Below are 21,223 nucleotides of genomic sequence, written 5' to 3'. Positions count from 1 at the left end.
GCTCCGCGTACCGCGCCGGGCGGCCCCTTCCCGCATGGGGGGCCGCCCGGTCGTGGCGCATCCCGCACCCGGCACGTCGTACTTCCCGCACCTCCCCCCGCACACATGGCTTCGCGAGGAAGGACCCCCACCGTGCGAAGAAAGCGCATTCTGACGGCTGTGCTGGCGCTCGCCGCCGGCCTGCTCGTCGGCAGCCCGCCCGCGCTGGCCGCCGACACCGCCCCCCGGGCGACGCTGGCCGCAGAGTCGTACACCTGGAAGAACGCCCGGATCGACGGCGGCGGCTTCGTCCCGGGCATCGTCTTCAACCGCAAGGAGAAGAACCTCGCGTACGCCCGCACCGACATCGGCGGCGCCTACCGCTGGCAGGAGTCGACGAAGACCTGGACGCCGCTGCTGGACTCGGTCGGCTGGGCGGACTGGGGGCACACCGGTGTGGTGAGCCTGGCCTCCGACGCCCTCGACCCGAACAAGGTGTACGCGGCGGTCGGCACATACACCAACAGCTGGGATCCGGCCAACGGCGCCGTGCTGCGGTCCGGCGACCGGGGCGCCAGCTGGCAGAAGACGGACCTCCCCTTCAAGCTGGGCGGGAACATGCCCGGCCGGGGCATGGGCGAGCGGCTCGCCGTCGACCCGAACCGGAACAGCGTGCTGTACCTCGGCGCGCCGAGCGGCAAGGGGCTGTGGCGGTCGACGGACTCGGGGGTGACCTGGTCGCAGGTGAGCAATTTCCCGAATGTCGGCAACTATGTACAGGATCCCAGCGACACCAGCGGGTACGCCAGCGACAACCAGGGGATCGTCTGGGTCACCTTCGACGAGTCGACGGGCACGTCCGGCACCGCGACGAAGACGATCTACGTCGGGGTCGCGGACAAGGACAACGCGGTGTACCGGTCGACGGACGCGGGGGCGACCTGGTCGCGGCTGGCCGGTCAGCCGACGGGATATCTGGCGCACAAGGGTGTACTGGATACCGTCAACGGCTATCTGTACATCGCATACAGCGACAAGGGCGGTCCGTACGACGGCGGCAAGGGCCGGCTGATGCGGTACGCGACGGCGACCGGGACCTGGACGGACATCAGCCCGGTGGCGGAGGCCGACACCTACTACGGTTTCAGCGGGCTGACGGTCGACCGGCAGAAGCCCGGCACCGTGATGGCGACCGCCTACAGCTCCTGGTGGCCCGACACCCAGATCTTCCGCTCCACGGACAGCGGCGGGACCTGGACGAAGGCGTGGGACTACACGTCGTACCCCAACCGTGCGAACCGGTTCACGATGGATGTCTCCTCGTCGCCGTGGCTGACCTGGGGCGCGAACCCGTCGCCGCCGGAGCAGACGCCCAAACTCGGGTGGATGACCGAGGCGTTGGAGATCGACCCGTTCAACTCCGCCCGCATGATGTACGGGACGGGCGCGACGATCTACGGCACGGAGAACCTCACCAACTGGGACAGCGGCAGCCAGTTCACCGTCAAGCCGATGGTCCAGGGGCTGGAGGAGACGGCGGTCAACGACCTCGCCTCTCCCCCGACCGGCGCCCCGCTGCTCAGCGCGCTCGGTGACGTCGGCGGATTCCGGCACACGGATCTCACCAAGGTGCCGTCGATGATGTTCACCTCCCCGAACTTCACGACGACCACCAGCCTGGACTTCGCGGAGACCACCCCGAACACGGTGGTCAGGGTCGGCAATCTGGACTCGGGCCCGCATGTGGCGTTCTCGACGGACAACGGGGCCAACTGGTTCGCCGGGACGGATCCTTCGGGGGTGAGCGGCGGCGGGACGGTGGCCGCGGCGGCGGACGGCAGCCGGTTCGTGTGGAGCCCGGCGGGCACCGGGGTGCAGTACACGACCGGTTTCGGTACGTCGTGGCAGGCGTCGAGCGGGATCCCCTCCGGTGCGGTCGTCGAATCGGACCGGGTCGACCCCAAGACCTTCTACGGCTTCAAGTCCGGCAAGTTCTACGTCAGTTCGGACGGCGGGGCGACCTTCACCGCGTCGTCGGCGACGGGCCTGCCCAGCGGGGACAGCGTGCGTTTCAAGGCGCTCGCCGGTACGAAGGGCGATGTGTGGCTGGCCGGCGGGGCGAGCGACGGGGCGTACGGGCTGTGGCACTCCACCGATTCCGGCGCGACGTTCACCAAGCTGTCGACCGTCGAGCAGGCCGACACCATCGGCTTCGGGAAGGCGGCGACCGGCGCCTCGTACCAGACGCTCTACACCAGCGCGAAGATCGCCGGTGTGCGCGGGATCTTCCGTTCGACCGACAAGGGCGCGACCTGGACCCGTGTCAACGACGATGCGCACCAGTGGGGTTGGACGGGTGCCGCGATCACCGGTGACCCGCGGGTCTACGGCCGGGTGTACGTGTCGACGAACGGCCGGGGCGTCGTCTACGGCGACACCTCCGACACGAGCGGCGGCGGAAGCGGGGGCGGCGACGGTGGCGGCGGTACGGATCCCACCCCGACCGGGGCCTGCGCGGTGACGTACACGATCACCAACCAGTGGACCGGCGGCTTCCAGGCGGACGTGAAACTCGCCAACACGGGCACCAGCGCGTGGTCCGGCTGGAGTCTCAACTGGTCCTTCCCCAACGGCCAGACGGTCTCCCAGCTCTGGAACGCCGACTACACCCAGTCCGGTGCGGCGGTGACCGCGAAGAACGTCACCTGGAACGCCAACGTGGCGGCGGGCGCCTCCGTGAGCTTCGGCTTCACAGGCAGCTGGACGGGCACGAACGCGAAACCGACTGCGTTCAAGCTGGGTGATCAGAGCTGCACGGTGGGGTGAGTCCGGCACCGGCGAACCGGATGATTTCGTTCAGCACTACAGCCCGAGTTTCGCTCATACGATCGATCCCGCCTTCACCCAGGAGGCAGGAGAGTGGGGAGGGGAACATGGGAGTGTCCAGACGTGCCCTACTGGTCTCTTCGGGCTCCGCGGCGGCAGGCGCGGTCCTCGCGTCCGCCGGCGCGGCCGGGGCCGAGGAGAGCGAAGTCGCCGAGCAGACGGACGAGTCGACTCCGGCGTGGGGCAACGGCGTCGCGTTCCGCGGGGTCGCCAATCAGCCGGACCCGGCGGAGGACGGATACATCATCGTCAACTTCACCATCGACCAGATGCCCGGGCCGCCGGCGATGGACGTCACGGCGCTGGAGGTCGCCAACGCCATCAACGAGCTGCTCACCTCGCGCGGTTGGCCCGCCATCACGTTCTACGGGAACGTGTCCAAAGCGCTGAACTGATCCGTCGCACGGCCGTGCGGAAGGCCCCGTCCAACCTCGGGCGGGGCCTTCCGCACGCCCCGGTCAGGGGGTGTACACCGTCGGCCGGGGAGCCGTCGCCATGCCGTCGCCGATGAAGAAGCTCGGGTGCGGGGGCTGGTTGTAGGCCGTGTTCTGCCAGGCCAGGCCGGTGCGGTACATCGTGTCGTGCAGGAGCGTGGTGATGCGCGTCGTGGTCTCGTACGGGGTCGAGTAGATCCGCAGGGCGGTGTTGTCGGTGGTGGGCCAGACGACCTCCTCGCGCCAGTCGCCGAGGATGTCCCCGGACAGCGACGGGGTGGCCTTGGTGCTGTTGTTGGAGTGGACGTCGGAGCCGGTCAGCAGGCGGGTGTCGGAGGACGTGCCGTACTTGTCGATGTGGGTGCCGTCGAGGAGTTCCCGGGTGGTGTCGGCGTCCCACCAGGACAGGAAGTTGACCGAGGAGGGTTCGCGGCCCTTCGTCGCGCCCGCCTCGTCACGGATGGAGGAGTCGGAGGCCGACCACACCTCGGCGCCGTCGTTGCCCGCCCAGATGTCGCCCGCGACCCCGCGGCCGTTGTCGCAGCAGGCGGCCAGCTGCCAGTTGACCGTGCCGTTCGCCGGGTTGATGTACAGCTCGGCGGGCTGGCTGCCCGACTCCGAGACCTTGAAGTACTCCAGGCCCGCGTGGGACGGGTCGAGGTCGCCGAGGTGCTGGGCGTCGCCGTGGCCCGTCTTCGTCGTCCACAGACCGTTGCCGTTGTCGTCGACCGCCATCGCCCCGTAGACGATCTCGTCCTTGCCGTCACCGTCGACGTCCCCGACGGAGAGACTGTGCGAGCCCTGGCCGTCGTAGCCCTTGCCGCTGTTGGTGGAGGAGTTGGTGTCGAAGGTCCAGCGGCGGGTGAAGGCGCCGCCGCGCCAGTCCCAGGCGGCGATCACCGTTCGGGTGTAGTAGCCGCGCGCCATGATCAGGGAGGGCCGGGAGCCGTCGAGGTACGCCGTCCCCGCGAGGAAGCGGTCGACGCGGTTGCCGTACGAGTCGCCCCAGGACGAGACCGTGCCGCGGGCCGGGACGTAGTCGACGCTCTGCATCGCCCTGCCCGTCTGCCCGTTGAACATGGTCAGGTACTCGGGGCCGGACAGGACGTAGCCGCTGGAGTTGCGGTAGTCGGCGGTGGAACCGCCGATCACCGCGCCGGTGCCGTCGACCGTGCCGTCGGCGGTCTTCATCGCGACCTCGGCCTTGCCGTCGCCGTCGTAGTCGTACACCTGGAACTGCGTGTAGTGGGCGCCGGAACGGATGTTGCGGCCCAGGTCGACCCGCCACAGCCGGGTGCCGTCCAGTCGTATGCCGTCGACGATCGTGTTGCCGGTGTATCCCGACTGGGAGTTGTCCTTGGCGTTGGTCGGCTGCCACTTGAGGACGAAGTCCAGGGCGCCGTCGCCGTCGAGGTCGCCCACGGAGGCGTCGTTGGCCTCGTAGGTGTAGGCGACGCCGTCGGGGGTGGTGCCGCCGGCCGGCGGGGTGATCGGGACGTCCTTGTAGCCGGTGCGGAACTGGATCGCGTGGACCGAGTCGGCCTGTTCGACACCATTGACGATCGCGCGGACCGTGTAGTCGGCCTGGGCGGGGGCGCCGGAGTGGAAGTAGTCGGTGGAGCCGGTGATCGGGGTCGCGTTGACCTTGGTGCCGGCCCGGTAGACGTTGAAGGAGACGCTGTCGGGGTCGGTGCCCAGCCAGCGCCAGCTGACCAGGTTGCCGCTGTCGGTGTGGACGCTGACCACGCCCCGGTCGAGGGCCTCGACCTGGCGGGCGGTGGCGGCCGTGGCGGTGCCGGTGCCGAGGGCGGTCAGGCCTGCGGCGACCAGGGCCGCGGCGGCTGTCGTCGCCGAGAGGAGGGCTCGGCGTCTGCGGTGCTTGCGCGGGTGCTGCACGGGACGAACCTCCAGAGAGGACGGACGGGTTCCGCACTCTCAGTCGCCGTGGGGTCCGGCCACGTTGCCGTGTGTTTCGGCCACTTCTGCGTTCACTTCGGCGGCCGGTTCGACCGGGCGGTCCGACCGGGCAGGTTCGACAGGACCGACGGGTTCAGCGGTTCGACTCCGGGTCCGGCAGCGCCTGCCGCGGTCTCCGGAAGGCGCGCAGGGTGAACTCCGGTTCCGGGCGCGGGCGTTCCTGGTCGGGCAGGGCCGCGAGGCGGGCGGCGAACTCGTCGGCCAGCGGGTCGCCGGGCGGCAAGGTGACGAACCAGCCGCGCCTGAGGTCGGCGATCGCCCGGCGCGGGCTGCGCCCCTGCCCGCGGCCGGCGAAACGGGCCTGCCCGGCGGGGACCAGACCACACCCGGCGGCGTACGACTCGACGAGCGCCGTGGCGTCGGAGGCGGGGCGGCGCGGGCGGGACGAGAGGACGGCGTCGATGTCGCTGCCCACGTTGTGCGAGGCGCCCTTGTCGACGGTGGTGACGTACACCCCGCCCGGCCGCAGCACCCGGGCGCACTCGGCGACGATCCTCCGCACGTCCCCCGGGTCGTCGACGAGATGCAGCAGCCACACGCTGCTCACCGCGTCGAACCGGCCGTCGCGGAAGGGCAGTCGGCGGCTGTCCGCGCGGACGATCGCGCCGGGCAGCCGGGCGCCCGCGTGCCGGGCCATCTCGGGCGACAGATCGACGCCCGTCACCCGCGGGGCGCCGCGGCCACAGGCGAGCCGGCGGGTGACGATGCCCGTGCCGCAGGCGACGTCCAGCAGACTGCGGGTACCGGGCGGCAGCAGACCGAGGACGGCGTCAGCGGCGGCGGCCGCGCGGGGTTCGCCGCCGCGTGAGGCGTCGTAGCGTTCGGCTTCCTTGTCGTAGTCCAGCACGCGCGCTCCCCGGTCCGCCCGTCGGCTGTATGCGATGTGCGATGTGCGCCACACTGTATGCCGCGAGCCGCATACAGCTCGCCGTATGTCATCTATCGAATGCTGTGGACCGGATGCGGCATACAGGTGACCGGCGACCGACCTCCGTACGCACTATTTCGCGGACTGTATGCCGTCGCCCCGGCGGTGTGCGTCACTCCGCCCCGTGTCCGCCCGCCGCCGCCTCCACCCGCCGCGCCAGTTCGAAGTCCAGCGCGGTGACGGCCCCGCCGACGCTGTGGGTGTTCACCGCGAGGGAGACCGTGTTGTAGCCGAGGGTGAGGTCCGAGTGGTGGTCGAGCGCGTCCTGGATCTGCGCCACCTGGACGACGAGGGCGGTCGCGGCGAAATGGGAGGCCAGACGGTAGGAGCGGGTGAGGCGGTCGCCGTCCACGGCCCAGCCGGGCAGTTCGGACAGACGGTCCTCGATCTCCTTCTGGGAAAGCGGTTCCACAGCCACGGGGTGACTCCGTTCGTGGGTGTCGCGTACCCGTCCAGCCTGCCACAGCGGAGCTGCGGCGGCCCTGGTCGCAAGCCATGGCGCGACGCAGCCGCTCAGGCCCGGGCCGCCTCGTCGGCGAGGTCGTCGGCCACGGCGGCGATCCGGGCCCGGCCCTCCAGTCGGCGCAGCCAGGTGTGCGGGAGGCCCAGGTCGCCGTGGCGGGCGCCGACGAGGTTGCCGCAGAGGGAGCCGGTGGAGTCGCTGTCGCCCGAATGGTTGACGGCGAGCAGCAGGGCGCGTTCCACGTCGGTGTGGGCCAGGGCTGCGTAGACGCCGATGGCGAGGGCCTCCTCGGCGATCCAGCCGGCGCCGAGGCGTTCGGTCTTCTCGGCGGTGGGGTCGCCGTCCGCCGCCAGGTCCAGGGCCTGTCGCAGGGCGGTGCTCGTCTCCTCATGGCCGGGGTGCCGGGCCAGCAGGCGCAGGGTGCGCAGGACCGCGCCCTCGAGGGACTCGCCGTCGAGGAGGTGCCGGACGATGGCGGCGAGGGCACCGGCCGCGTAGTAGCCGGTGGGGTGGCCGTGGGTCATCTGGGCGCAGACGGCGGCGAGCTGGAAGGCGGACTCCGCGGAGGCGCCGGTGAGGCCGAAGGGTGCCGCCCGCATGACGGCGCCGCAGCCCTTGGAGTCCGGGTTGACCGGTCCGGGTGGGCCGAGTTCGGTCCAGGGCTCGGGGACGAAGTCCTGCTGGAGACCGCTCAGGCAGGCGTTGCCCGGGGCGCGGCGGGCGTACAGCCAGGGCTCGGTGACGAGTCCGCCGGCCGGTCCGGCGTAGCCGTGGGCGGTGGGGCCGCCGTCGGGTGCGGGGACGCGCTGGGTGTGCAGCCAGCGTTCGTAGGCCCAGCGCACCAGTCGGGGCGCTCCGCCGCCGATCCCCTTCTCGCGTTCGCGGCGCACGGCCTGTTCGACGCCCTCGGCGGTGAAGAGGGTCATCTGGGTGTCGTCGCTGATCCGGCCGACCACGCCGGCCGCGTCGGGGACGAGCCCGGTGACGCCGCGTTCGCCGTGCGCGGCGCGGATCCGGGCGAGGGAGTCGAACTCCACCGGGTAGCCCAGCGCGTCGCCGAGGGCCCCGCCCAGCAGACAGCCGCGCACTCGTGCCCGGTACACCGCCTCGGCCTCGAACGCGTTCCGGCGTGCGATCCACGGCACGGTCGTCCACCACCTCTCGCCCGCACCCCTGCGCGGGCTCTGTCGACTACGGTCGACCCTATGGCCACTGTCGCGACCCGTACGAACGCCGCGTCCGCCGTCCCCGCCGAGCCGGGGGTGGGCCCCTTGCTGCGGGCCTGGCGCGAGCGGCGGCGGGTCAGTCAGCTGGAGTTGGCGCTGCGGGCGGGTTCGTCGGCGCGGCACATCAGTTTCGTGGAGACGGGCCGCTCCCGGCCCAGCGAGGAGATGGTGCTGCGGCTGGCGGAGCATCTGGAGGTGCCGGTGCGCGAGCGCAACGCGCTGCTGCTGGCGGCGGGTTACGCCCCGCGCTACCCGGAGACCCCGCTCGACGACCCGGCGCTGGACGCGCTGCGGGCCGGTCTGGAGCGGCTCATCCAGGGCTACGAGCCGTATCCGGCGCTGGTGGTGGACGCGAGGTACGACGTCGTGGCGGCCAACCGGGGCATCGCGATGCTGCTGGAGGGGCTGCCGGAGTCGCTGCTCGCGCCGCCGTTGAACGCGATGCGGCTGACGCTGCATCCGCGGGGTCTGGCGCCGCGCATCCGTAATCTGCCCGAGTGGCGGGGGCATCTCCTCGCCCAGATGGAGCGTCAGATCGCCCTGCACCGTTCGGCTCCGCTGCGGGCGCTGTACGAGGAGGTCGCCGCCTATCCGGTGCCGGAGGGGAGCGGGCGGACCGCCGAACCTGCGGAGCCCGTACCGTACTTCGCGCTGCCGATGCAGATCGAGCACGCGGGGCGGACCCTGTCGTTCATCTCGTCGATCTCCACGTTCAACACGCCCATGGACGTGACCGTCGCCGAGCTGGCCGTCGAGACGCTGCTTCCGGCGGACCCGGCGACGGTCAAGTATCTGCACTCACTGATGAGTTGACGCCTTCAGGGCGAAGTGCTGGAGTACGGCGAAACCGGCCACCGTCAGGGCCTGGAGCACCGTCCACACCGCGCCCGCCGCGGTCGGGGACAGCCAGAGGGCGAGGGCGAGGCAACTGAGCACGCTCCAGGCGAGGTTGGCCTCCACCACCGCCCGCACCGGCAGCGCGGCCGGCCGGGTCCGCGAGGCCAGTGCGCCGACGGCGACCGCGTACATCGTGAGGAACGCGCCGAGGGCGAGGAGCAGGGTGGCGTCGACGCCCAGGAGGCGGCCCAGCGGGCCTGACGCGGCGAGATAGGCGAGAGCGTTCACGCCGGTGACGACGGCGTCCGCGGCCAAAAAGCGGCGCAGTGCGGTGTACGGCTCGGCGGTGCGGGCAAGTGCGGTGAGTGGGGCGGGCTGGGCTGCGGACATGGCGAATCCCCCTCCGTCGAGGTCGGAATCAGCTGCGGATCGGCTGGGGGATCGGGGTCTCGGACGGGTTCCGGGCCGGAGTGCGCCGGCCCGGAACCCGATGGCTCCACGATCCCGCCCGGATCGGGACGAGTCGATTACCCCGGACGTCATGCCCCGCCCACCCCACGTACCTCTGGTGTCACGCGTGGCGAGGACATCATCGCCGTACCGGTGAGACTGCGGCCGGAACATGACACACTGACCCGCGTGCCTCGACACGTAGGGGAGACGTGGCGTGAGTGAACGGCGGCCCGCGCCTACGGTGGGCCAGGTGGTGCTCGGCAGACGGCTTCAGGAGCTGCGCGAGGCGGCCGGTATCGGCCGTGAGGAGGCTGCCCGCGCGCTGCGGGTGGCTCCGGCGACCGTACGGCGCATGGAGACGGCCGAGGTCGCGCTGAAGATCCCGTACGTGCAGGTGCTGCTGGAGGCGTACGGCGTCTCCGAGGGCGAGGCCGCGGCGTTCGTCCGGCTCGCCGAGGACGCGAACCTCCCCGGCTGGTGGCAGCGCTTCCACGACGTGCTGCCGGAGTGGTTCAGTCTCTACGTCAGCCTGGAGGGCGCGGCCCGGCTGATCCGCAGCTACGAACCGCACTTCGTGCCGGGGCTGTTGCAGACGGAGCGGTACGCCCGTGCCGTGCTGGAGGCCGGCACGGTCGGGCGGACGACCCCGGACGCGATCGAACGGCATGTGTCGCTGCGGATGGCGCGGCAGCGGCTGTTGGAGGGTTTGAACCCCCCGCATCTGTGGGCGGTGCTGGACGAGACGGTGCTGCGCCGGCCGGTGTGCGAGGACCCTTCCGTCATGCGCGAACAGCTCGACAAACTGCTGGAGTTGACGGAGCGGGACCGGATCACCCTGCAGATCGCCGAGTTCGCCGACGGCCCGCATCCGGGGACGGCCGCGCCCTTCTCGCTGTTCCGTTTCGCCGAGCCCGAGCTGCCCGACATGGTCGTCACCGAGTATCTGACGGGCGCCCTGTATCTCGACTCGCGCAAGGAGGTCTCCGCGCATCTGGAGGTCCTGGACCATCTGACGACGCACGCCGCGTCCGCCCAGGAGACCCGCGGGCTCCTGGAGGACCTCCGCGAGACCCTCTGAGCACCATCTGACCGCCCTGCCCCCCTTGTCCGCCCTGTCCGCCCCACTCGCGAGGAGAAGAGCCCGTATGACGACCGGATCCGAGGACCGGAAGGCACCCGTCCGTATCGACACCAGCAGGCCGCATCCGGCGCGCGTCTACGACTGGTGGCTGGGCGGCAAGGACAACTACCCGGTGGACGAGGAGCTGGCCCGGAAGATCCTCGCCGTGGACGGCACGGTGCTGCGCGGGGCGCGCGGCAACCGGCGTTTCATGCAGCGGGCCGTGCGGGCGGCCGCCGAGGCGGGGATCCGGCAGTTCCTGGACATCGGCACGGGCATCCCCACCGAGCCGAACCTGCACCAGGTCGCCCAGGGCGTGGCGCCGGAGGCGCGGGTGGTGTACGCGGACAACGACCCGATCGTGCTGCGGCACGCCGAGGCGCTGCTGCACGGCACCGCGGAGGGCTCCACCGAGTACGTGCACGCCGACGTCCGTGACCTCGCGGCGCTGCTGGAGCGGGCCGCGCAGTCCCTCGACCTCGAACAGCCGGTGGCGCTGTCCCTGGTGGCGCTGACGCACTACCTCGACGACGGGGCCTACGACCTCGTACGGGAGTACGTCGCGCGGCTCGCGCCGGGCAGCTGGCTGATCCTCTCGCAGGTGACCCCGGACCTCAGCCCCGAGGCCATGGAGAACGCGGCGAACCACTTCCGGCGCAGCGGCACGCCGTTCTTCCCGCGCTCCCTCCCCGAGTTCGCGCGGTTCTTCGAGGGGCTGGAACTGCTCGGCCCCGGTCTGATCCCGGTCTCGGGCTGGCGGCCGGAGCCGGAGGACGTGGCGGCGCAGGCGGAGGGCATCGTGCCGGTGTACGCGGGGGTCGCCCGCAAGGCGTGAGCGAGGGAGGCGGGGGGCGCGCGGCGGGCGCGCCCGGGTGTCCCGGGCAGCGCCTCCGCGTCGGCTGCGGCGTCACACGCCACCCACGTCCGCTGCCACTGCGGCTGCGGCTTCGGCTGCCACTGCGGCTGCGGCTGCCGCTGCCGCTGCCGCGTCAGGCTCCCCTGGCCTGGTCGGTGTCGTCGTCGACGATCTCCGCGTCGACGACCGTCTCGTCGTCGTCCGCCGTCCGGCCGGTGTCCCGGCGGCCGCGGTCGGTGTCGTGGTCGGTGTCGTGGTCGCCCGTGGGGGTGGCGGTCGGCTGCTGCTGGGCCTGGGCGTACATCGCCTGGCCCATCTTCTGGCTGACGCCGGCCAGTTTGTCGAGGCCGGTCCGCAGAGCGGCGGTGTCGGCCTGCTGCTCCAGCAGGCCCTTCAGCTCGGTGACCGCCGAGGACACCTCCTCCCTGGTCTCGGCGGGTACCCGTTCCTCGTTCTCGCGGAGGAACTTCTCGGTCTGGTAGACGAGTTGCTCGGCCTGGTTGCGGGTCTCGGCGGCCTCGCGGCGGGCGCGGTCCTCGTCGGCGTACTGCTCGGCCTCGCGCATCATGCGGTCGATGTCGTCCTTGGGGAGCGCCGAGCCGCCGGTGACGGTCATCTTCTGTTCGCGGCCGGTGGCGAGGTCCTTGGCGGAGACGTGCATGATCCCGTTGGCGTCGATGTCGAAGGCGACCTCGATCTGCGGGACCCCGCGCGGGGCGGGCGGCAGACCGGTGAGGTCGAAGACGCCGAGCTTCTTGTTGTAGGCGGCGATCTCGCGTTCGCCCTGGTAGACCTGGATGCCGACGGAGGGCTGGTTGTCGGCGGCGGTGGTGAAGATCTCCGAACGGCGGGTGGGGATCGTGGTGTTGCGTTCGATGAGCTTGGTCATGATGCCGCCCTTGGTCTCGATGCCGAGGGACAGCGGGGTGACGTCGAGGAGGAGGACGTCCTTGACGTCACCGCGGATCACGCCCGCCTGGAGGGCGGCGCCGACGGCGACGACCTCGTCGGGGTTGACGCCCTTGTGCGGGTCCTTGCCGGTCAGCTCCCGTACCAGATCGGTGACCGCGGGCATCCGGGTGGAGCCGCCGACGAGGATGACGTGGTCGATCGCGGACAGCTTGACCTTGGCGTCCTTGACCGCCTGGTGGAAGGGCGTGCGGCAGCGGTCGAGCAAGTCGGCGGTGAGCTCCTGGAACTGAGCGCGGGTCAGTTTCTCGTCGAGGTGCAGGGGGCCTTCGGCGGAGGCGGTGATGTAGGGGAGGTTGATGGTGGTCTCGGAGGACGAGGACAGTTCGATCTTCGCCTTCTCGGCTCCCTCGCGCAGCCGTTGCACCGCCATCTTGTCGTTGCCGAGGTCGATGCCGTACTGGCCCTTGAACTTCTTCACGAGGTGCTCGACGACCCGCTGGTCCCAGTCGTCGCCGCCGAGCAGGGTGTCGCCGTTGGTGGCCTTGACCTCGATGACGCCGTCGCCGATCTCCAGGAGCGAGACGTCGAAGGTGCCGCCGCCGAGGTCGAAGACGAGGACCGTCTGTTCCTGGCTGCGGTCGAGTCCGTAGGCGAGGGCGGCGGCGGTCGGCTCGTTGATGATCCGCAGCACCTTCAGACCGGCGATCTCCCCGGCTTCCTTGGTGGCCTGCCGCTGGGAGTCGTCGAAGTAGGCGGGGACGGTGATCACGGCGTCGGTGACGTCCTCGCCGAGGTAGGCCTCGGCGTCCCGCTTCAGTTTCTGCAGGACACGGGCGGAGAGTTCCTGGGCGCGGTAGCGGGTGCCGTCCACGTCGCCCTGTTCGGGGAAGCGCCAGTGCACGTCGCCCATGTGGCGCTTGACCGAGCGGGCGGTGCGGTCGACGTTGGTGACGGCCTGCCGTTTGGCGACCTCGCCGACGAGCACCTCGCCGTTCTTGGCGAAGGCCACGACGGACGGGGTGGTCCGTGCGCCCTCCGCGTTGGCGATGACCGTGGGGTCGCCGCCCTCCAGGACGGCCACCACCGAGTTCGTGGTGCCGAGATCGATGCCGACCGGACGTCCCATCGCCGTCCCCTTCCGCCAGGGAGCCACCCGTGCCACCGGACTTCCAGCACAAATCGTGCGCGGGATTCTGTCAATGGGGCGCCCGGGGCACACCCCGGGCGGATTCCCCGGCGGGGCCGTCGTACGGGCGGCCCGCGCGGGAGGTGGACCCGCAGCGTGAGCGGGCCGCACCAGCCCGTGCGCGGGTCGGCCGCACCGCGCCTGCGAGCGGGTGTACGGCACCGGCCGGCACGCGGGGTGCGGGCCGGCCGGTGGCGGGGTGGGGGTGTCGGTCAGGCGAGCTTGGCCGACAGGGTGATCGTGGTGCCGGTGAGGGCCTGGCTGACGGGGCAGTTCTTCTTGGCGTCCTCGGCGGCGGCGACGAAGGCGTCGTCGTCGATGCCGGGGACCGTGCCCTCGACGGTGAGGTGGATGCCGGTGATGCCCTCACCCGGCTGGAAGGTGACATCGGCCGAGGTGACGAGCTTGGTGGGCGGGGTGCCCGCGCCCGCCAGCCCGTGCGACAGGGCCATGGAGAAGCAGCTGGAGTGGGCGGCGGCGATCAGCTCCTCGGGGCTGGTCCTGCCGTTCGCCTTCTCGGCGCGCGACGGCCACGACACCGGCTGCTGACCGATGCCGGAGGAGTCGAAGGTGACGACGCCGTTGCCCTCGAGCAGGTTGCCTTCCCAGACGGTGTGAGCGGAGCGCGTGGTGGCCACGGTTGTTCCTTTCGCGTGGGTTTCCCGTCGGACGGGTTTCCGTGGGCCCCATCCGATCACACTCTGGCTCAGCGCACCCGGAACACCGGCCCCTGAGCCGTGAACGGCAGCCGGCCGCCCTGCGGGATCAGGTAGGCGTGTTCGCGCCGGACGCGCAGGACGTCGCACCAGCCGTCGGTGATGACCAGCACGGGAGCGTCGCGCGGGAAGTCGTCGGCGCGGTGCAGCAGGTCGATGCCGGGCTGCAGGACCGTACCGCCGCGGCCGCGGACCCTGACCCGGTCGGCGATCTCGGTGACGGGGAGATAGCCGGCGTCGTGCGGGACGGCGTCGCAGAAGACGACGCGGGCGGCGGGTACGTCGCGGGCCTCGGCGTAGGAGGCGATGGCGCCGAGGGCCTTGCCGAGGAGGGAGGTGTTCATGGAGCCGGAGGTGTCCAGGACGACGCCGAAGGTGCAGCGGGGCACCTCCTCGGGCGGGAAATGGCGGCCGGCGCGCGGGATGTCGGGGGTGGAGGCCTGGCGGCGGGCGGGGCGGGCGTACGACCGGACGGGCTCGGGGCGGGGGACGAACTCGTCGAACCAGCGGGCGAGGCGGGCGTCCCAGGGCAGCGGAGGGTGGCTGAGGGCGCGGATCTCCTCGACGAGAGCGCCGGGGAGCAGCCCGCGTTCCTCGCGTTGGTGCAGGTCGAGGCCGTGGGCGAGGCCGCGCCGGTAGAAGCCGTCGAGGTCGACGCAGTCGCGGGGCGGGCCGAGGGGGCCGCCGAGGACGTCGCCGACGCCCTTGCCGCGCAGGGTGGACAGCCGGCGCAGGCGGCGCAGGTCGCCGGCGATGCGGTCGTAGACCTCCTCGGCGGACAGACCGGCGAGCGAGGGGTCGTACAGCAGTCCCTCGGGCATGGTGCCGATCTGCATCTCGCGCAGCCAGCCGTTGATGACGTAGTCGCAGGCGACGTTGAAGAGGTAGGGGTCGCGGGTGCCGCAGCGGTCGCCGTGGCGCAGGGCGGCGTGCAGCATCTCGTGGGCGAGGACGAAGCGCCATTCGTCGTCCTCGAGGTGGTGCAGGGGGTTGAGGTAGATCTCGCCGGCCTCGGCGTCGACGGCGGCGATCCGGATGCCGTGGGCGCGGGCGAGCTCGGCGTCGGGGACGAGTGTGATGCCTGCGGCGATGCCGCCGAGGAGCGGGTAGGAGGAGATGAACCAGCTCAGGGCCCGTTCCCAGGGGCGCGCGGGGTCCAGGTCGTCGTCGAGGGAGGCGCGCCGGCCGCCGGCCATGTCCATGGCGGCGGATACGGTCCGGGTGAGGGCGGTGGCGAAGGCGAGCTGCCGGTCGGGGGGCCGGCCGCGCCACCGGGTGTCCCAGGGCAGCAGCAGCTGGTCGGGGTCCGGGCCCGCGGTGCCGCAGTGCTGGTAGGCGGTGGGGAGGCCGTCGCGGCGCCAGCGGGCGGCGAGCTGCTCCTCGTCGCCGTCGGGGTAGGTGAGCGGCCGGTCCTCGGGGGGTCTGCCTACGGGGAAGGTGAGCAGGAAGCGGTTGACGACGGTGCAGCGGGCGGCGATGTCGTACCGGTCGGGCTGGACGCGGGCGCCCTCGGCCGCCGGGAGGTGGCCGAAGCCGAGGTGGAGGGCGGCGTGGGCGAGGGACCAGGCCCAGACGGCGGGGTCGGCGATGCGGGCCGGGTGGGCGTGGGCGGTGCCTTCGGAGTCGACCCGGACGAGGCCGTCGCGGGGCGCCAGTTCGCAGTCCTCCTCGCGGCACACGTCGAAGGCGACGGCGTCGAGGGCCGGGTTGGCGTGCATCAGCCGCAGCCCCTCCGTGAACGCCTCCGCCGCCAGGTCCCGCTTCTTCCTCCCCCGCCCGCCCTTGCTCATCGCCCCTCCCGCGTCCGCTCCGGCGCCGTGCCCGTCTGCGGGGTGGCTCCGCTCGTCGCCGTGCCCGCATCCCGCTCCCGGCCGCGTCCCCGCCGGTTCACCCCGTTCACCTGTTTCACCCGGTCCACCTGGTCCGCCCGGTCCGCCCGCGTCATCGCCGTGCCTCCACCAGCCGGGGCATGTCACGGGCCGCCTCCACCAGGAACCAGGCCGGCAGGACGGGGTTGCCGTCGGGGTCGGAGGCGATGACGGTCTGGGCGACCTCGACGGAGATCTCGGCGAGCTGCACGAGGAGCGACTTGGCGCGGTACGCGGTCTGCCGGCCGTTCGCCGGCATGTGCTCCTTGACGGCGGGGAGTTCCTTGATCAGCCGGCCGCGGAAGGAGTCGGCGAGGTAGTAGAGCAGGTCGCGGTCCTCGACGCGGTGCGGCCAGGGCGCGTCGCCCCGCAGGACGGCCTCGATGCCGTACCGGCTGCGGACGATCTTGACGTAGCCGCAGAAGGCGGTGGCGTGCGCGGGGGTGAGCGTGCCGTGCGCGAGGACCTTGAGGGTGTCCTCGTCGAGGTCACGGCCGAAGGAGTGCAGCGCGTCGGAGAGCATGTGCCAGGAGCGGGGCGTGGAGAAGGGCTCCTCGGTCTTCGGCGGCTTGGACCACAGGTGGTCGGGCCGGTCGGTGAGGTGGTCGAGGATCCAGGGGTGGATGCCGTGGGCGGCCGCCCAGGCCAGCCAGTCCCTCGGGGAGGCCTCCAGGTGGACGTGGGTGAGGCGGTTGACGAGCGCGGAGGCGATGGGCCGGGCGAGCGCGTTGTCGGTGGCGCGGTTGCCGGCGCCGATGACGATCGAGCCCTTGGGGAGTTCGTAGGTGCCGATACGGCGGTCCAGGATCAGCGAGTAGAACGCCTTCTGCACGTCCGGGCCGGCCGCGTTCAGCTCGTCCAGGAACAGGCAGTACGGCTCGTCGCGGGCGATCGCCTCCGGCGGGCAGAACACCGAGCGTCCCTCGCGGATCTGGGGCACGCCGATCAGGTCCTCCGGCGCGAGCTGCGTGCCGAGCAGGCTCACGCACTCCAGTCCCAGCGACTGGGCGAACTCCCGGACCAGGGAGGACTTGCCGATGCCGGGGGCGCCCCAGAGGAAGACGGGCCGCACGGTGGCGAGACCGAGAAGGAGGTCGGGGATGCGGGAGGGCGTGACGGTGACGGCAGCCTGCAACGCTGCTGCTCCTTGGGGCTGGGGGGAGGGCGACACGGCCAGTGTGGGTGTACGGCCGTGGCGGCGCAGCCGATTTTCAGGCGGCCCGTTCCTCCGGGGCCGGCTCCAGCGGTATCTGGGGTCCGTCGGACTCGCGCAGCCAGCGGCGCAGGACGCGGTGGACGTGTTCGGCGCCGGTGAGGATCCCGCCGTCGTCGACGGGGGCGGACAGGGCGAGCGGGGACAGCAGGAAGGGTCTGGACTGGGCGCCGCCGAGGCCGCCGTGGGAGCCGATCTGCTCCTCGAAGGCGAGGACCTCGCCGTCGGCCGGGTCGTGGCAGGAGTTGACCATGATGTCGGCGGTGTGCGGGAAGGAGTGGGTGCGGCGCACGGCGTCGGCGGCGCCGGGCCCGAACGGGGCCAGCGGGCCGGGGTCGTCGTCGAGCCGGTCCAGGGGGGTCTCGGCGCCGTGGGCGCCGAGGACGACCCCGCCGTGCTCCTCGCTGCGGACGAGGAGGAAGCCGATGCCGGGGTGGTTGGCGAGGGTGGACAGCAGGGCGGGGTGACGGGCGTCGATCTCCTCCTTGGTCATCCGGTGCGGGACGTCGGGGAAGGAGATCAGGGCGAGGTTCCCGGAGGCGAGGACGATCGGCTCGGAGCGGCGGCCGGCCGGGCGGTGCCGTTCGCCGCTCTCCTCGACGGGCCGGCGCAGCGCGGCGCGGACGGCCGCGCGGGCCTCGGCGCCGCTGTGCGTCCTCTCGGCGCGGCGCGGCACGGGCAGGCCGCTGCCGGCGCGCACCAGGTCGCCGAGGGTGAGGCCGTAGCGGGCGCGGAAGGTCTCGCCGGGGCTCTGGCCGTGGTCGGACAGGACGACGATCCGGTAGGGGCGGGGGGCGTGCTCGGCGGCCTTCTCGATCAGGGCGAGGGCACGGTCGAGGCGGCCGAGGACCTGGCCGGTGTCCCGGCCGAGCGGGCCGGAGTGGTGGGCGACCTCGTCGTAGGCGACCAGGTCGGCGTAGACGGCGGTGCGGCCGGCCAGCAGGTCGCCCATGACGGCGGCCACGACGACGTCGCGTTCCACGACGGTGGCGAAGGCGCGGACGAACGGGTACAGGCCGCCGCGGCTCACGCGCGGGCGCTCCCCCCGCAGCCGGGCGCGGGTGGACTGGGCGATCTCGCGGACCACCTCGGCGACGAAGGACAGGGCGGTGCGCACGGCGTTGGCGGGGTCGGAGAAGTAGGCGAAGTAGCCGGCGCGGGAGCGGGTGTCGCGGCCTCTGCGGCGGGTGGCGATGGACAGCACGAGGGCCTGTTCGTCGGCGCCGCCGCCGAAGAGGTTGCCGCGGCTGGCGCCGTCCAGGGTGAGCAGTCCGCCGTCGCCGGTGCGCTCGACGGCGCGGCGCTGGAGTTCGGCGGCGCTGGTGGGGCGGTTGCAGACCATCACCTCCCGGCTGTCCTTCTCGTACCAGCGGAAGGCGGGCACGTCGTGGTTGCTGCCGTGCAGGATGCCGAGCTGGCTGGCGCCGGTCTGGCTGGACCAGTCGGTGTGCCAGGGGGTGAGGCGGTGGGTGGGGAGGGCGGTGGGGCGGGTGCCCCGGCAGGGGGTGCCGTCGGCGGCGGAGGCCGGCGCGGTGCCCGGAGTGCCGTCGGCGGCGAAGGCCGGGGCGGTGCCCGGGGTGCGGCCGAGCCAGGTGGCGATCGTCGGCATCAGGCCCTTGTCGACGGCGGCGGAGAGCACGTCGTGGCCGACGCCGTCGAGCTGGAGGAACACGGTGCCCGGGGTGGCGGCGCAGGGCGGGCCGCCCCGGCGGCGGCGGTCGGCGAGGCGGTAGAGGCGGCGGCGGTAGGCGTCGTCGTCGCGGACGGCGAGGGCGCCGCCGGTCGCGGAGGCGACGGCGGACATCACGGCGGCGACGATGACGGCGGTCTCGGGCGCGGCCTCGGTCTGTCCGGAGGGCGTCAGCCGCAGCGCTATCAGCAGCAGGGAGCCGTTGAGGAAGAACACCAGCAGGCCGAGGACGAGCGCCGGCACCAGGAGCAGGAGGCGGACGAGGAGGGGCCAGACCAGGGCGGAGAGGAGACCGAAGACGCCGGCGCCGACGGCCGCGGTGACGGCGATGGTGGTGGCGCTGTCGCCGTCGGCGGACTGGAGCCGGAAGTCGGGCAGGATCCCCGCGAGCACCAGCATCGTCAGCGTGGAGACGGCCCACACGGCGAGGCTCCGCCCCGCCTGGCTGACGGCCCGCCGCCACCGCACCCCGTGCACGCCCCGTCACCTCGCCCCTTCCGGCCCCGACACCGAGAGGAGGGGCCGCCGTCCACCCTGTCACACGGGACTGACAACCGGCCCGGTCGGCGTTCTCACCGTCCGTCGCGCCCGGCCCTCAGCGTCCGTCGTAGCCGGCCGTCGGCATCGACAGGCGTCGGTGGACGTGGGCCTTCATCTGGGCGTCGTAGGCGGGTTCGGCGTAGCCGACGGTCTCCACGCGCACCCCGCGGCGGGCGCACTCCTCGGTGAACTCCTCGACGTCCGACAGGGCGCTCTCCAGGACCCGGCGGCTGGGCGCGACGAACAGGTCGACACCGGGCCGCACCCCGTCCCAGAGCACGCAGTGGTCGGCGCGCAGTCCGCGCACCAGCAGCTCGCGGCTGACGGTGTAGCCGCGCTGGGCGGCCCAGCGCGCGCACATCGCGTGCTGGCTGCGGGAGTCCACCAGGAAGGGATCGGCGTCCAGTTCCTCGAGCGGTGTCAGACTCGCGATCGCCGTGACCCGCACCGGTCCCATGGCGTCCCCCTCACCTCCGGGTTTCGCCGCCGACCCTACTCCTGCCCGTAGGCTTCGGGGGAGTCGCGCGAAGGAGGCAAAGGGGGTGCCGGTGGAGATCACCTGGTGGGGTCACGCGACCTGTACGGTCGAGGATGCGAACGTGCGCGTGCTGACCGACCCCTTGTTCGTGCGCCGGCTCGCGCATCTGCGCCGCCGCCGGGGTGTGCTCCCCCCGCCGGCCGCGTGGCGGGCGGACGTGGTGGTCGTCTCCCATCTGCACGCCGACCATCTCCATGTGCCGTCGCTGGCGCGCCTCGCGCCGGGTACGCGCCTGCTGGTGCCCCGGGGTGCGCCGCGCGCCGTCCCGGCGCTGCGGCGGCTGTCGCATCTCCAGGTCAGCGAGGTGGAGCCGGGTGAGGTGACCTCGGTGGGCGGGGTGCGGATACGGGCGGTGCCCGCGCGGCACGACGGGCGGCGGCTGCCGGTGGGCCGGCACCGCTCCCCCGCGCTCGGGTACGTCGTCGAGGGCGAGGCGCGCACCTACTTCGCCGGGGACACCGGGCTGTTCGAGGACATGGCGCGTGAGGTCGGGCCGGTCGACGTGGCGCTGCTGCCGGTCGGCGGCTGGGGCCCGTACCTGGGCGAGGGGCATCTGGACGCGGGCCGGGCGGCCGAGGCGCTGGCCCGGCTGGCGCCGGGGAGCGCGGTGCCGGTGCACTACGGCACGTACTGGCCCATCGGGATGGACGCCGTGCGCCCCCATGAGTTCCATGCGCCGGGTGAGGAGTTCGTGCGCCTGGCGGCGCTGCGTGCGCCGGGCGTGACGGTGCACCGGCTGGAACACGGCGAGAGCGTGCGCCCCGAGGTCGTGCGGTGAGGTGGTGGCTCGCCGCGGCCGCCACGACGGTCGTGCCGACGGAGTCCACGCAGCAGGCGATCGGCTATCCGTCGCTGTTCCTGCTGGTGCTGATCGGGGCCCTGGTGCCGGTGGTGCCGACGGGGGCGCTGGTGAGTTCGGCGGCGGTGGTGGCGTTTCATCAGACCGCGCCGTTCTCGCTGGCGCTGGTGTTCGTGACGGCGTCGCTGGCGGCGTTCCTCGGGGACGCGACCCTGTACTGGCTGGGGCGGCGCGGGATGCGTTCGAGGAACGGCTCGCGCTGGCTGGAGGCGATCCGTGCGCGGGCGCCGGAGCAGCGGCTGGAGCAGGCGCAGACCCGGCTCGCCGAGCACGATGTGGCGGTGCTGGTGCTGTCGCGGCTGGTGCCGGCGGGCCGGATCCCGGTGATGCTGGCCTGTCTGATGGCGGACTGGCCGCTGCGGCGGTTCGCGCGGGGCAACCTTCCGGCCTGTCTGGCGTGGGCGCTCACTTATCAGTTGATCGGGATTCTGGGGGGTTCGCTGTTCCCGGAGCCGTGGCAGGGGGTGGTGACGGCGGTCGCGCTGACCGTTCTGGTCGGCGCGGCGCCGAGTGTGTGGCGGAGGTTCCGCTCCGCCAGGTGA

At 72.5% G+C, this 21,223-nt stretch carries 18 protein-coding genes; 7 read left to right on the top strand and 11 right to left on the bottom strand.

What is annotated here, in order from left to right:
- Positions 1-132 precede the first annotated feature (132 nt).
- Together ACYQ8Q_RS36475 and ACYQ8Q_RS36470 are read left to right on the top strand one after the other, a co-directional pair.
- On the top strand, positions 133-2,805 hold the full coding sequence (locus ACYQ8Q_RS36475) for a cellulose binding domain-containing protein (RefSeq protein ID WP_460070951.1): 2,673 nt from the start codon (positions 133-135) through the stop codon (positions 2,803-2,805).
- A 107-nt stretch (positions 2,806-2,912) separates the two neighbouring features.
- On the top strand, positions 2,913-3,260 hold the full coding sequence (locus ACYQ8Q_RS36470) for a hypothetical protein (protein ID WP_460070950.1): 348 nt from the start codon (positions 2,913-2,915) through the stop codon (positions 3,258-3,260).
- 63 nt (positions 3,261-3,323) lie between these two features.
- Here the strand turns inward: ACYQ8Q_RS36470 and ACYQ8Q_RS36465 are convergent, their stop codons facing one another.
- From ACYQ8Q_RS36465 to ACYQ8Q_RS36450, 4 genes are all read right to left on the bottom strand, one after another.
- A complete protein-coding gene (locus tag ACYQ8Q_RS36465; protein ID WP_460070949.1) occupies positions 3,324-5,195 on the bottom strand; it encodes a rhamnogalacturonan lyase in 1,872 nt (623 codons plus the stop codon).
- Positions 5,196-5,349: 154 nt separating this feature from the next.
- Positions 5,350-6,123: a class I SAM-dependent methyltransferase gene (locus ACYQ8Q_RS36460; RefSeq protein WP_460070948.1), complete on the bottom strand. Its 774-nt coding sequence runs from the start codon at positions 6,121-6,123 to the stop codon at positions 5,350-5,352.
- Between the two features lie 193 nt (positions 6,124-6,316).
- Positions 6,317-6,622, bottom strand: a complete 306-nt coding sequence (locus ACYQ8Q_RS36455; RefSeq protein WP_460070947.1) for a 4a-hydroxytetrahydrobiopterin dehydratase — start codon at positions 6,620-6,622, stop codon at positions 6,317-6,319.
- A gap of 95 nt (positions 6,623-6,717) precedes the next feature.
- Complete coding sequence (locus ACYQ8Q_RS36450; RefSeq protein ID WP_460070946.1) at positions 6,718-7,812, bottom strand: ADP-ribosylglycohydrolase family protein; 1,095 nt, start codon at positions 7,810-7,812, stop codon at positions 6,718-6,720.
- 60 nt (positions 7,813-7,872) lie between these two features.
- Here ACYQ8Q_RS36450 and ACYQ8Q_RS36445 point away from each other — a divergent pair, with 60 nt between their 5' ends.
- Positions 7,873-8,706: a helix-turn-helix domain-containing protein gene (locus tag ACYQ8Q_RS36445; protein WP_460070945.1), complete on the top strand. Its 834-nt coding sequence runs from the start codon at positions 7,873-7,875 to the stop codon at positions 8,704-8,706.
- On the opposite strand, the gene ACYQ8Q_RS36440 is transcribed toward ACYQ8Q_RS36445, so the two are convergent.
- Positions 8,692-9,120, bottom strand: coding sequence for a hypothetical protein (locus ACYQ8Q_RS36440; RefSeq protein WP_460070944.1), 429 nt, complete (start codon positions 9,118-9,120; stop codon positions 8,692-8,694). The two genes, ACYQ8Q_RS36445 and ACYQ8Q_RS36440, sit on opposite strands and share 15 nt — an antisense overlap.
- Positions 9,121-9,397: 277 nt before the next feature.
- Between ACYQ8Q_RS36440 and ACYQ8Q_RS36435 the strand changes: the two genes are divergently transcribed.
- Complete coding sequence (locus ACYQ8Q_RS36435) at positions 9,398-10,261, top strand: helix-turn-helix domain-containing protein (RefSeq protein ID WP_460070943.1); 864 nt, start codon at positions 9,398-9,400, stop codon at positions 10,259-10,261.
- A gap of 67 nt (positions 10,262-10,328) precedes the next feature.
- The gene (locus tag ACYQ8Q_RS36430) at positions 10,329-11,138 is read left to right on the top strand and encodes an SAM-dependent methyltransferase (protein ID WP_460070942.1); all 810 of its coding nucleotides are present in this window, start codon (positions 10,329-10,331) and stop codon (positions 11,136-11,138) included.
- A gap of 154 nt (positions 11,139-11,292) precedes the next feature.
- Here ACYQ8Q_RS36430 and dnaK read toward each other — a convergent pair whose 3' ends face one another.
- From dnaK to ACYQ8Q_RS36400, 6 genes are all read right to left on the bottom strand, one after another.
- Complete coding sequence (gene dnaK, locus ACYQ8Q_RS36425; protein WP_460070941.1) at positions 11,293-13,197, bottom strand: molecular chaperone DnaK; 1,905 nt, start codon at positions 13,195-13,197, stop codon at positions 11,293-11,295.
- 272 nt (positions 13,198-13,469) lie between these two features.
- On the bottom strand, positions 13,470-13,895 hold the full coding sequence (locus ACYQ8Q_RS36420; RefSeq protein ID WP_460070940.1) for an OsmC family protein: 426 nt from the start codon (positions 13,893-13,895) through the stop codon (positions 13,470-13,472).
- Positions 13,896-13,963: 68 nt separating this feature from the next.
- Complete coding sequence (locus tag ACYQ8Q_RS36415; protein WP_460070939.1) at positions 13,964-15,763, bottom strand: vWA domain-containing protein; 1,800 nt, start codon at positions 15,761-15,763, stop codon at positions 13,964-13,966.
- 151 nt (positions 15,764-15,914) lie between these two features.
- Complete coding sequence (locus ACYQ8Q_RS36410) at positions 15,915-16,976, bottom strand: ATP-binding protein (protein WP_460070938.1); 1,062 nt, start codon at positions 16,974-16,976, stop codon at positions 15,915-15,917.
- Between the two features lie 76 nt (positions 16,977-17,052).
- Positions 17,053-19,221 carry a phage holin family protein gene (locus tag ACYQ8Q_RS36405; RefSeq protein WP_460070937.1) on the bottom strand — a complete coding sequence of 723 codons (2,169 nt, stop codon included), beginning with the start codon at positions 19,219-19,221 and terminating at the stop codon, positions 17,053-17,055.
- A gap of 118 nt (positions 19,222-19,339) precedes the next feature.
- A complete protein-coding gene (locus ACYQ8Q_RS36400; protein WP_340374770.1) occupies positions 19,340-19,741 on the bottom strand; it encodes a hypothetical protein in 402 nt (133 codons plus the stop codon).
- Positions 19,742-19,826: 85 nt separating this feature from the next.
- On the opposite strand from ACYQ8Q_RS36400, the gene ACYQ8Q_RS36395 reads away from it, so the two are divergent.
- Positions 19,827-20,600 (top strand): MBL fold metallo-hydrolase, encoded by a 774-nt coding sequence (locus ACYQ8Q_RS36395; RefSeq protein WP_460070936.1) that lies wholly within the window; start codon positions 19,827-19,829, stop codon positions 20,598-20,600.
- The gene (locus ACYQ8Q_RS36390; protein WP_460070935.1) at positions 20,597-21,223 is read left to right on the top strand and encodes a DedA family protein; all 627 of its coding nucleotides are present in this window, start codon (positions 20,597-20,599) and stop codon (positions 21,221-21,223) included. The genes ACYQ8Q_RS36395 and ACYQ8Q_RS36390 overlap by 4 nt, the downstream gene beginning before the upstream one ends.

This window comes from Streptomyces sp. YKOK-I1 (genome assembly GCF_054660435.1).
Note: the sequence above shows the minus strand (reverse complement) of the source record. Positions and strands in the feature narration are given on the sequence as shown.